Below are 12,273 nucleotides of genomic sequence, written 5' to 3' on the forward strand. Positions count from 1 at the left end.
TCCTTCTTGTTATTCAATAAAAAAGACAGGTTCTTTCCCTGTCTTATTATATTTAATTATATGTTCTTTAATTATTGCTTAATACTTTTGATACAAGTTCTGCAGCTTCTTTCAAATCGGAAGCTACTTCGAATTGTAATCCAGAATTCAATAAAATTTGCTTGCCTTCTTCTGCGTTTGTTCCATCTAATCGCACTATTACAGGCAAATTCACTTGAACTGTCTTTAATGCTTCCACTATCCCGTTCGCAACTTTATCGCATCGAACAATTCCACCAAAAATGTTTATTAATACTGCCTTAACGTTTGAGTCGCTCATCATAATTTTGAATGCATTCGCAATTCGTTCAACGTTTGCACCTCCCCCGACATCAAGAAAATTCGCCGGCGAGCCACCCGATAGCTTTATCATATCCATCGTAGCCATTGCAAGCCCGGCACCGTTTACCATACAACCAACATTTCCATCTAATTTAATATAGTTCAAATCGTATTTCGATGCCTCAACTTCTAATGGATCTTCTTCGCTTATATCTCGCAATTCTAAATACTCCGGATGCCTGAAAATAGCATTATCGTCAAAAGTGATTTTTGCATCGAGTAAAACAAAATTATTATCGCTGGTCAGGACAAGTGGATTGATTTCGAGCAAACTGCAATCAAGTTCATCATAAGCTATCACTAATTTATGGATAAAATCTATAAAATTTTTATATGCTGCACCTTCCAAACCTAACCCAAATGCAAGTCTACGCGCTTGATAATCTTGAAATCCAATTTTAGGTTCAATTATTTCTTTCAAAATTAATTCTGGTGTCTCTTCTGCAACTTTTTCGATTTCCATTCCACCCTGAGTGGATGCCATAATAGTATTTTTCCCAAGTTGGCGATCAAGAACTATTCCAACATAATATTCACGTTCTATGCTGCATCCTTCTTCAATTAAAATTCGATTAACTATTTTGCCTTCTGCTCCGGTTTGCAATGTAACAAGCTTATTCCCAAAAATTTCCTTCGATATTCTATATGCTTTATCAGCTAACTGACCGTTTTTAATAATTGTAACTCCGTGTAATTGTTTTCCTTCAAACATTACAGGTTCATTTGTATCTGCGTTTTGAATAATACCTTTTCCTCTTCCTCCGGCGTGTATTTGTGCTTTCAACACAACCACACTTGTTCCCTGAGATTCAAATAAATCCCACGTCAATTTGCCTACTTCATCTGCTGAATATGCAACTGCACTTTTTAATATTGGAAGTTCATATTTTCTCAGTAACTCTTTTGCTTGATGTTCATGAATTTTCATATAATATCCTCAATGTAATTAATTTCGTATGTTATTTCAAATTTTATTAATCGAATATATTTTTTTTTTATTTTTTAATGTTTAATAATTGATAGAATTATTTTCATTAATCTTCAAAAATCATTATTTTAATTTATATTTAATAATTATCTGTTAATTAAAATTGGTTATTAATCCTAAATACTTTTTGGAAGAAAGAAATAAATTAATCGTCTCTCTTCGCCGTAAAGGAATAAAAGATGAGCGAGTGCTTACTGCTATTCAGAAAGTCCCGCGTGAAATTTTTGTCCCGGACGACCAAAAGGAAAAAGCTTACATAGATAACGCTCTCCCAATTGAGTGTGGTCAAAGCATTTCGCAACCTTACACAGTTGCTTATATGACGGAACTTCTTGATACCTTCGAAGGTTGCAAAGTGTTGGAAATTGGCACTGGCAGTGGATACCAATGTGCCATTCTTCAGATTCTTGGTTGTATTGTCTACTCTATTGAACGAATTGAATTTTTGCATAATAAAGTCAAAAAAATTTTTGCAAGTCTTAATATTCAAGCAAACTTGTTTTTGGGCGATGGCTCGAAAGGCTTACCTGAATTTGCCCCTTTCGATAGAATAATGGTTACCGCTGCTGCTCCGGACATCCCTTCTTGCTTAATTAATCAACTGGAAATAGGTGGAAAGCTTGTCATCCCGGTTGGTTCCCGAAGTGAACAAATAATGACACTTGTTATTCGTTCCTCTTCAAGTCAATACGAAATTATTAGGAAAGATTCTTTTAGATTCGTTCCACTTATCGGAGAAGAAGGTTGGAGTAATGAATAAAATTGAATTGTTTATTATTGCAGGTCCTACTGCATCTGGTAAAACAGAACTTGCTCTTGCTCTAACTGACTATTTACCTGTTGAAATTATCTCGGCTGATTCCCGCCAAATATATAGATTTATGGATATTGGAACTGCCAAGCCTACCGAAGATGAACTGAAACGCGCTCCACATCATTTTATCAACATAAAAAATCCTGATGAATACTATTCTGCAGGTATGTTTGAAAGGGATGCCGATAATGCTATTCAAGACATTATTTCTCGTGGTAAGATTCCTGTTGTGGTTGGTGGTTCTGGACTATACATCAAGGCACTTTGTGAAGGCTTTTTCCACGACGATACCCCTTCTGATGAACTCCTTGCAATCAGAGAGCAACTTGAACAAGAATTAGCTGAAAAAGGTAGATTAGCTATTTATCAAGAACTTTCCGCTGTTGACCCTGTTTCTGCTCAAAAATATTCGGATATGAACCCGCGCAGAATTATTCGAGCTTTATCTCATTACCGACTTACTGGCATTCCTTTTTCTGTTTCTCATCATTCTCAGTTTGTTGAAAAAAATTATAATTGCTGTTATTTTGCAATAGATAATCCAAGAATAGTTCTGTACGAGAAAATCAATCTTAGAACTGTTCAAATGTGGAATAATGGACTTCTTAAAGAAACTGTGCAACTTCTCGAAATGGGATATTCTGAAAACTTGAATGCTCTCAACACTGTTGGTTACAAAGAAACTATCCAATTCATAAAAGGGCAATTGAGTGAAAAAGATACAATTTCTAAAATTCAACAAAACACGCGTCATTATGCTAAACGCCAGCTCACCTGGTTCAGAAATCAGTGCCCCGAAATAATATGGTTAAATAAGAATTTAACAGAAAATACGAAGTTTATTGTAGATTTTGTTAAGAAAAAATATTTAATTTGAAATTTAGAATACAATTTTACAGTTATCTATTTTAAAAAAATATGCTTGAATTATATAAATCAGTCTCCTTTAAAATTAGCGAGATTATTACCAAACAATATAGCACTTCGTTTTCTCTTGCTACGAGTTTTTTGGAGAAAGAAAAGCGAGAAGCTATATTTGCAATTTATGGATTTGTTCGTCTTTCAGATGAAATTGTCGATACTTTTCACAACTTCGACAAAGAGAAACTGCTCAATGAATTAGAAGAAGATTTGCAATATGCATTAAAGCATAGGATTAGCTCAAACCCTGTGCTTTTTGCATTTGCTGAAACTGTAATCAAATATAGCATTCCGTACGACCTTATTGATGCGTTTCTTTCAAGTATGAAAAGCGACCTTAACAAAAGCATTTATTCTTCCAGAGAGGAGATCAAAAAATATATTTATGGTTCTGCCGATGTTGTAGGACTTATGTGCTTAAAAGTGTTTGTCGATGGAGACGAACACAAATATCATGAGCTTTATCATCCAGCTATGAGCTTAGGTTCTGCTTTCCAAAAAGTTAACTTTCTGCGCGATTTAAACTTCGATAATAATCAACTCAGTAGAATTTATTTTCCGGAACTCATTAACCAGAAATTCAATGATGAAGTAAAAAAGCAAATTATTACTGATATTGAAAACGACTTTTCAGAAGCAATCAAAGGCATTAGAAAGTTGGAAGGTAGAGCCCGTTTTGCAGTTTTAGCAGCTTATTATTATTATCGCTCTCTCACTTCTCGAATTGATAAACTTTCAGCAGATAAAGTGATGCAACAAAGAGTTAGCGTTCCTAATTTTATCAAATTATTGCTTACAATTAAGTCATTCTTCGTTTACAAATTGAGATTACTATGACCCTGAAAATAAGTGAATTAGAAGCGAAAAAACTAATTATTTTAATATACATTATAGGTTCATTAGGGTTTTCCATAAAATTTACTCACAATTTTTTTCAATATTTAACTCCACTCACTTTGATTTTTACAACTATTCTTATTTTCCTATTTCATCAAGATAGTTTCAAAGTAAAAGAGATAATTATTTTTTCTTTCGTATATTTATTCACTTTTTGCATTGAAGTAGCCGGAGTTCAAACTGGTGCTGTTTTTGGCAATTACTACTATGGAATTGGGCTTGGTCCGAAACTATTCGATACGCCTTTGATGATAGGAATTAACTGGCTCTTCCTGTCATACATAACTGCTTCAATTTCCAATGGATTAATTAATCCTAATGGGTTATTAAAAATTGTTTTTGCCTCTTTTTTGATGTTGTTTTATGATGTAGTTGTAGAGCTTGTTGCTGATTTTTTAGGTATGTGGTATTGGCAAAGTTCTATAATTCCAATTCAAAATTATGTAGTGTGGTTTTTTGTTTCTTTTTTTATTCAATCTATTTATTATGTTGCTAAAATTAGATTCAACAATCCATTGTCTTCCCTGGTATATTTTTCTCAAATGTTGTTTTTATTAATTGTCTTTATTGTAAAAAATTTCATCTATGATTGAAGCAAAACATAATTACGTTTATTATTTATTCTTTAAATTTTATACTCATTTCAAGATTAAGTTTAATTTTGAAAAAGTGTGTTTGCAAGGTAATTTCATTGATAGAAATAAGCCTATCCTGATATTAGCGAATCATCAAAGCTGGTGGGATGGATTCTGGCTCAACTACTTTAATGAAAAAATAACTCACAGAAAGCTTTATTTTATGATGTTAGAAGAACAACTCCTTAAATACAGATTCTTTAATAAAATTGGAGGTTTCTCTATCAGGAAAAACTCAAAAGATGTAGTTTGCTCAATCAATTACACTATTAAACTTCTCGAAAATCCTCAAAATGCTGTTTTCCTCTTTCCACAGGGTGAAATTCAAAGTATATATACAGATTACATTCATTTTGAGAAAGGTATTAGTAAAATCATAAATAAATCCGGCAATATTCAGGTTTTGTTTGTTTGTAATTTTATTGAATACTTTTCGTATCGAAAGCCTTCTCTTTTTATGTATTTCAAAGAATGGGAAGCTCAGAATATTCAGTCAATCGAAGCAGATTATAATGATTTTTTTCAATCTTGTAAGTTATCATCTCGTCAATGATGGAATTAATAACATATATTATTTTAGTTTTTTTATTCCTACAATTTTTGGTTGCATTGAGCAATTTACTCTTTCGTATTAAGTTGCCTCGAAATCCATTAGAGATGGAGAATGAACCTCTTGTTTCAGTATTAATTCCTGCAAGAAACGAAGAAAACAATTTGCCAATTCTTGTAAATGATATTTTATCTCAAAATTACCCAAACTTAGAAATAATTATCTACAACGATGCTTCAAATGATGATACAGGAATCATTGCCGGGAATTTTTCCAAAAAATATAGCTTCATCAAGGTTATCAATGGAATTTCTCTGCCCGAAGGTTGGTACGGAAAGCCCTATGCTTGCTGGAATTTAGGCAAACACGCAAAAGGTGATTATCTTCTTTTCTTAGATGCGGATGTACGCATTTCCGGGAACATTCTCCGACGTTCAATTTCATATATGCAAAGCAAAAAATTGGGGCTAATCAGTATTTTCCCTAAACAAATTATGGTGTCGTTTGGGGAGAAGTTGGTTGTTCCATTAATGAATATTATTTTACTCTCATTGCTACCATTGGTTACTGTGCGTTCAAGATTCTTTCCTTCTCTTTCTGCTGCTAATGGACAATTTATGTTATATAATCGTGATACTTATAATAAATTTAATCCTTATGAACAATTTAAATCAAATAGGGTAGAAGATATTGCTATTGCCTACTTTTTGAAGAAAAACAGAGTTCCGGTTGCTTGTTTTCTCGGTGATGATGAAATCACCTGTCGAATGTACTCTTCCTTTTCTGAGGCAATTAAGGGTTTCGCAAAAAATGTCATTTCATTTTTCAGAAATTCAACTCTTTTCGCTTTGTTTTATGTATTTGTCAATACATTTTCCCTACCTTTCACTCTCATCTTTACTGATTTCAAGTTTTTTATCGCCGTTTTTACAATCCAATTGACTACTTTATTTATTAATTTTATACTTAGCAATCAATCTGTTATCTTTAACATACTTACTCAACCTATTCGTCAAATAGTTTTAATTTTTTTGATTTTCAAATCATTAATCGAAAGGAGAAAAAAAGGATACTTATGGAAAGGTCGTTATGTAAAATGATTTTCTTTGTTATGTTTCCAATTCTTGCATTTTCCCAAAATAATGAAAAAATCCTTTCATTTTTTGTTTCAGATAAAATGAATGAATGGAAGTCTTTCATTGATAATAATGAAGTCCTGTTCAGAGATACACCCGAAAAAAAACTTGAATTTGTGAATTATCAATATGGCTACATTGCTTGGTGTGTTGGGAAGAAAAAATACGATGAAGCAAAAAAATATATCGAGAAAGCTGAAAACACTCTCGATGAATTAGAAAAAATAAAATTTTCTCTATCATCAGTTTATGCTTATCGGGCAGCTTTTCTAGGGTTTAAAGTTGCAATGTCTCCATTTAAAGCTCCATTTTTAGGGCCCAAAAGCGTCAATAATGCCGAAAATGCTCTTAAGTTGTCGCAGGATAATTGGTTCGCCCACCTTCAAATGGGCAATATTAAATTCTACTCACCTTCTATTGTAGGTGGCTCTAAAACCGAAGCTTTGAACTCATATCTGAGAGCAAAAAAAATACTTGAAACTAACGATTCTTATAAATCTAATTGGAACTATTTAAATCTTCTTGTGAGTATTGCTAATACTTATATCGAACTCGATAATTTTGATTTAGCAAAAAAATATTATGAAGCTACTTTGTCGCTTTACCCAAATTTCCATTGGGTAAAAAACGAACTCTACCCCGAATTAAATAAGAAGATTAGGAGTAAAAATGCAAAATAAATCTGTTCTAATTGTTGGTGCTGGTATTTCTGGACTTGCTGCAGCCCTTCGCCTTGCTTCGAAAGGTTTTCAGGTTACAATTGTCGAGAAAGCAGCAACCGCTGGTGGAAGATTAAACAAACTCTCTTTTGATGGTTTTACTTTCGATACCGGTCCGAGTTTCTTTAGTATGTCCTATGAATTCGAACAATTTGCAAAAGATTGCAACATCAAGCTTCCGTTTAAATACTATCCGCTCGACCCTCTGTATGTAGTCAATTTTAGCAACAGTTCCAAATTATTTTACCTTTTCAAAAACGAAAAAAAACTTGCCGAACAGTTCAATGATATTGAACCGGAGTTCGAACAAAAATTCAAAAAATATTTATCTAAAGCTGGTGGTATGTTCCACGATACTATTGATATTGTCATCAAATCAAACTTTGATTCTTATCTCGCTTATTTCCGAAATTTAATGAAAGTCAATCCTCGCCATTTACCTGTTCTTATGAGAAATTTTTATAATCAGGTTTCTCGTTATTTTGATTCCGAAACAGTCAAGCAAATCATATCTCTTGTTGCTTTCTTTCTTGGCAGAACTCCATTCGATACTATGGGAATTTATACTTTACTCTCGTATACCGAGTTCAAACACGATGGCTACCACAATGTAGTAGGTGGAATGTATAAAATTGTCGAAGGTATTCTCAAAGAACTAAAAAAACACAACGTTAAAATTTACTACAATACAGAAGTTATTGATTTTCTATCAAACGATTCAAAAATATCTGCTTTCCTTGACAACAAAGGTAATTCCTGGTCTGCAGATATATATCTTATCAATTCTGATGCTGCTTATTTTCGTGGCAGAGTTCTCAAAAGAAAAGATTTTGCTCAATCTCGATTAGACAAGATGCAATGGACAATGGGGTATCTTACAATATACCTGGGACTGAACATAAAACTCGATAATGTAGCTCACCACAATTATTTTTTAGGTGAAAACTACACTGATTATGCAAAAAACGTTTACCGTAATCCCGATACATTAGAAAAACCTTACTATTACGTAAATGTAATTTCAAAACATAATACAGAACTTGCTCCCATTGGATGCGAAAGTGTTTTTATTGTTTGCCCTGTTCCGGATTTACGATATAAAAATAACTGGGATGATGCTGAAAATATTGTTAATAGCATAATAAATGATTTTTCGAACAGAATAGGTATTAATATTCATAACCATATTGTATCTAAAAGATTCTTCACACCAATTGATTGGCAAAATAAATTCAATTTATATCGTGGAAGTGGGCTCGGGCTTGCTCACAACATGTGGCAAATTGGTGCTTTCCGACCCAGAAATTACGACGAAGTATTCGAAAATGTTTTCTATGCTGGTGCCTCAACTCATCCCGGCGCTGGACTTCCAATGGGAATAATCAGTTCCAAACTTGCTTTCGAAAGAATTATGCATTACATTTATAAGTAAAAATTTATTAATGAAATTAACGTCTATTTAATGTTATGTAATCGCATTTTTGGGATAATAAATTGAAAAAACTATACATTGAAACATACGGTTGTCAGATGAATTTCAACGATACGGAAATTGTTGCTTCAATTATGAAGAATTCAGGATGGGAAATTGTTTCTACCCCCGAAGAGTCCACTGCCATATTGCTGAATACTTGTTCTGTACGTGAAAATGCAGAATCCAGAGTTATTAGACGTTTGAAACAATACAACCATAAATTCAAGAAACTTAATAAGCGTTATGTCATCGGGATTATCGGTTGTATGGCTGAACGATTCAATGAGCATTTAGTCGATTTGGAAAATTCAGTTAATCTTGTTATTGGTCCTGATGAATATCGCCGTATGCCAGCTTTGCTCGATCAGGCACTATCAGGCAATAAAGCTGTTGCAGTAGAACTTAGCACAGTTGAAACTTACGACGACATTATTCCGCTTCGCACAGAAGGTATTTCTGCTTGGCTCTCTATTATGCGTGGATGCAATAACTTTTGTTCATATTGCGTTGTTCCGTACACTCGTGGTCGTGAACGTTCACGTCCTATGCAATCCTTGATAGATGAAGCCAGCCAGCTTCTCCATAAAGGCTTTCGCGAAATTACTTTGCTCGGACAAAACGTAAATAGTTACAAAGATGAATCGACAGGCTCAACTTTTGATATTTTGATAAGTAAAATTGCCGAAATTAGTCCACTGCTTCGTGTTCGCTTTACTACATCTCATCCTCGCGATATGAGCGATAAATTAATCCGGGCTATTTCTAATTATCCAAATATTTGCAAGCATATTCATTTGCCTGTACAATCTGGTTCCAATCGAATTCTGAAAAAAATGAACCGCCGATATACAGTAGAACATTATTTATCAATTATTGATAAAATAAAATCTGCTATCCCAGACGCTGCAATAACAACCGATATTATTGCTGGATACCCGTCTGAAACTGATGACGACCATCAACAAACATTAAACCTATTGAAACAGGTTCGCTTTTCTGGTGCATTTATGTTTAAATATTCACCTCGCGAAGGAACCCGTGCGTTCGACGAACCTGATGATGTTCCGGAAGAAACAAAAATTCGTAGATTGAATGAAATTATTAATTTACAGAACGCTATTTCAAAAGAATTAAATCAACTTGAGAAAGGTCGAGTTTTGGAAGTGCTTGTCGAAGCTCCAAGCAAAAAGAAACAACAAGAATGGATGGGACGCTCCTCATCGAACAAAGTTGTGATTTTCCCTAATCCCGATGGAGTTCATAAAATCGGTGATTATGTTCAGGTTTTAATTAAAAAATCAACTTCCGCTACTTTATTTGGTGAAGTCGTAGAATAAAATAAATAGGTCAATTATGAAAAAATTATTATTTGTTATTTTTTGGGCAATTTCTCTCGGAAATGCTACTTTTGCACAGGATACTGAAATTACTGCTGGTCTGAATGCGTTGCGTAGCGGTGATTATTCAGCCGCTTTTAATTTATATAACAAGTTTCTTTCCACCAACCAGAAATATGCACCTGCGTTCTATGGACGCGCAATTGCCAGCTATAAGTTAAAAGATTATGGCAAATCTCTTGAAGATTGCAAAAAAGCCATCGCTTTAGACGACAAATACCACGATGCTTATTTTCTTGCTGGACTCAATTCCATTGAATTGAATGATTACAAAAATGCTATTACTTATTTTTCTGATGCTCTTAGTATTAATCCGAACAACACAAAATATCTCTATTCTCGTGCAAATGCTTATTACTTCGCACAAATGGACAATGAAGCAATAAGTGACTACTCCCGTGTAATTGAATTGGAGCCTTCTTTCGGACTTGCATATTATGGCAGAGGAATTACATACTATATGGCTAATAAATTACAACTTGCAAAAATTGACCTTGAGAATTATATTGCTTTGAATGCTAATCAAGACAATCTTCAGGATGAAGCTCTACGAATTCTAAAAATTATCGAGAGAGCTAATAAATGAGCCAATTCGTTCAAAATATGTTTGCTTCTATCTCTAAAAAGTACGACCTACTTAACGACATTCTTTCTTTAGGTATTCACAAAAAATGGAGACGAAAATCTGTTCAATTAGCTTCTCCTGAAAATAATTCAAAAGTCCTTGATATTGCTTGTGGCACTGGTGATTTTGCCTTTGAATTCGAACCTTTTACATCTAATATTATTGGTATAGATTTTTGCGAAGAAATGCTCGAAATTGCTCGTCAAAAAGCAAATAAACGTAATAGTTCGGTTCAATTCATTCAGGGTGATGCTCTGAATTTGCCTTTTGAAGATGATTCTTTCGACATTGTTTCAATTGGTTTTGGCATAAGAAATGTAGATGATGTTAAAAAATCAATTGCTGAAATGTTTCGCATTCTTAAACCACAAGGCAAAGCCATAATTTTGGAATTTGGACAACCTGAAAATCCATTTTTTAGGTTTATCTATAATATTTATTCCAAATACTTTATGCCATTTATTGGCAATATTATTGCAAGTTCAAAAGAAGCCTACACTTATTTGCCAACAACTGCGGGATTGTTCCCTTGCAGAAATAATTTCCTTGATATAGCTCGAAATTCTGCTAATTTTAAAAAAATGAGTTATTACAGCCTGACATTTGGAATAGCATATATTTATATATTAGAAAAATAGTATGAAAACAATTTTAGTAATAGATGATGATAACCTTGTTTTAAGAAATGTAAAAGATGTTCTGGTTGCTACCGGTTTTAATGTTATTACTGCTACCGATGGCAAATCAGGGCTAAAATTTGCATCGGAAGCCAAACCAGATTTAATTGTTTGTGATTTAATGATACCTGAACTCAATGGTTTTGAACTGATAAAAAGTTTAAGGGGCTCAATTAATACAATTAGTATCCCAATAATAATAGTTTCAACTATTGAAAATAAGAAACAAATGCAGGAAAGCATTAATATTGGTGCCGATGATTTTCTCTCTAAACCTTTTTCTCCCGAAGCATTATGGATAAAAATTGATAATCTGCTCAAAAAAACTAAGGACGTTAAATACATTTCTGAAAATTCTATAAAACAGTTAAGTCTTAATCTCGCAAGTTCATTACCACACGAACTTCGTACTCCATTGAATGGAATTATTGGTTCTGCTGATTATTTGGTAAAATTTGGCAATACTTTATCTCAGAACGAGTTAAATGAATTTCACAAAGTTTTATACCAAGCAGCCAATAGATTAAATGAACTTATTATTCGATATTTACTTTTTGTTGATACAGAAATTATTCTTGCCGATGTTGATAAACTTGTTACTGCTCGTAATGCTATTGCTTTTCTCCCCAAAAATAGAATTGAAAATCTAATCCAGGATTTTATTAATACTAAAGGGAAAAATCACATTATCTCTTACAATTTCGAAAATAGTAACATTAAAATATATGAAGAACATTTAAATTTCATTATTAAAGAATTGCTTGAAAATGCTGTTAAATTTTCAAATGAACAAACTCATATATCAATTTCCGGATTAGTAGTTGGAAATGAATATGTTTTAGAATGTTCCGACAACGGAAGAGGTCTGAGCAACTCTGAAATTAAGCAGTTAAGTACTATGAAGCAATTTAAACGAGAATTCTATGAACAACAAGGCTTAGGACTCGGACTTGCTATTATTCAACGTTTAGTTAAAATTTATGAGGGCACTTTTAATATTGAAAGTGAATTAAATAAATATACTAAAATCACTATTAAACTAAAATGTATCAATTAATT

The 12,273-nt window shown here is 33.1% G+C and carries 13 protein-coding genes; 12 read left to right on the plus strand and 1 reads right to left on the minus strand.

Features of this window, described 5'->3' with window-relative positions; genetic code table 11:
- Positions 1-67: 67 nt before the first annotated feature.
- The gene (gene sucC / locus ACY2LT_RS00640; RefSeq protein ID WP_491815670.1) at positions 68-1,309 is read right to left on the minus strand and encodes an ADP-forming succinate--CoA ligase subunit beta; all 1,242 of its coding nucleotides are present in this window, start codon (positions 1,307-1,309) and stop codon (positions 68-70) included.
- Positions 1,310-1,496: 187 nt separating this feature from the next.
- Between sucC and ACY2LT_RS00645 the strand changes: the two genes are divergently transcribed.
- From ACY2LT_RS00645 to ACY2LT_RS00700, 12 genes are all read left to right on the plus strand, one after another.
- Positions 1,497-2,129: a protein-L-isoaspartate(D-aspartate) O-methyltransferase gene (locus ACY2LT_RS00645; RefSeq protein ID WP_491815671.1), complete on the plus strand. Its 633-nt coding sequence runs from the start codon at positions 1,497-1,499 to the stop codon at positions 2,127-2,129.
- Entirely contained in the window at positions 2,122-3,060 is a 939-nt protein-coding gene (gene miaA, locus ACY2LT_RS00650) for a tRNA (adenosine(37)-N6)-dimethylallyltransferase MiaA (protein ID WP_491815672.1), read from the plus strand. Before ACY2LT_RS00645 ends, miaA begins: the two co-directional genes overlap by 8 nt.
- 41 nt (positions 3,061-3,101) lie before the next feature.
- Positions 3,102-3,941, plus strand: a complete 840-nt coding sequence (locus ACY2LT_RS00655; RefSeq protein ID WP_491815673.1) for a phytoene/squalene synthase family protein — start codon at positions 3,102-3,104, stop codon at positions 3,939-3,941.
- Positions 3,938-4,594, plus strand: a complete 657-nt coding sequence (locus ACY2LT_RS00660; protein WP_491815675.1) for a carotenoid biosynthesis protein — start codon at positions 3,938-3,940, stop codon at positions 4,592-4,594. The genes ACY2LT_RS00655 and ACY2LT_RS00660 overlap by 4 nt, the downstream gene beginning before the upstream one ends.
- Complete coding sequence (locus ACY2LT_RS00665; RefSeq protein WP_491815676.1) at positions 4,587-5,189, plus strand: lysophospholipid acyltransferase family protein; 603 nt, start codon at positions 4,587-4,589, stop codon at positions 5,187-5,189. The genes ACY2LT_RS00660 and ACY2LT_RS00665 overlap by 8 nt, the downstream gene beginning before the upstream one ends.
- 56 nt (positions 5,190-5,245) lie before the next feature.
- Entirely contained in the window at positions 5,246-6,286 is a 1,041-nt protein-coding gene (locus ACY2LT_RS00670) for a glycosyltransferase family 2 protein (RefSeq protein WP_491815678.1), read from the plus strand.
- Positions 6,262-7,002, plus strand: a complete 741-nt coding sequence (locus ACY2LT_RS00675; protein ID WP_491815679.1) for a tetratricopeptide repeat protein — start codon at positions 6,262-6,264, stop codon at positions 7,000-7,002. Before ACY2LT_RS00670 ends, ACY2LT_RS00675 begins: the two co-directional genes overlap by 25 nt.
- On the plus strand, positions 6,992-8,473 hold the full coding sequence (locus ACY2LT_RS00680) for a phytoene desaturase family protein (RefSeq protein WP_491815681.1): 1,482 nt from the start codon (positions 6,992-6,994) through the stop codon (positions 8,471-8,473). Before ACY2LT_RS00675 ends, ACY2LT_RS00680 begins: the two co-directional genes overlap by 11 nt.
- Positions 8,474-8,535: 62 nt before the next feature.
- Positions 8,536-9,852 carry a tRNA (N6-isopentenyl adenosine(37)-C2)-methylthiotransferase MiaB gene (gene miaB, locus ACY2LT_RS00685; protein ID WP_491815682.1) on the plus strand — a complete coding sequence of 439 codons (1,317 nt, stop codon included), beginning with the start codon at positions 8,536-8,538 and terminating at the stop codon, positions 9,850-9,852.
- 16 nt (positions 9,853-9,868) lie between these two features.
- Positions 9,869-10,498, plus strand: coding sequence for a tetratricopeptide repeat protein (locus tag ACY2LT_RS00690; RefSeq protein ID WP_491815684.1), 630 nt, complete (start codon positions 9,869-9,871; stop codon positions 10,496-10,498).
- Complete coding sequence (gene ubiE, locus ACY2LT_RS00695; RefSeq protein ID WP_491815685.1) at positions 10,495-11,175, plus strand: bifunctional demethylmenaquinone methyltransferase/2-methoxy-6-polyprenyl-1,4-benzoquinol methylase UbiE; 681 nt, start codon at positions 10,495-10,497, stop codon at positions 11,173-11,175. Before ACY2LT_RS00690 ends, ubiE begins: the two co-directional genes overlap by 4 nt.
- Before the next feature lies 1 nt (position 11,176).
- The gene (locus tag ACY2LT_RS00700) at positions 11,177-12,271 is read left to right on the plus strand and encodes a hybrid sensor histidine kinase/response regulator (RefSeq protein ID WP_491815686.1); all 1,095 of its coding nucleotides are present in this window, start codon (positions 11,177-11,179) and stop codon (positions 12,269-12,271) included.
- Positions 12,272-12,273: the final 2 nt, after the last annotated feature.

It is taken from the genome of Eximiradius proteiniborus (assembly GCF_058546985.1).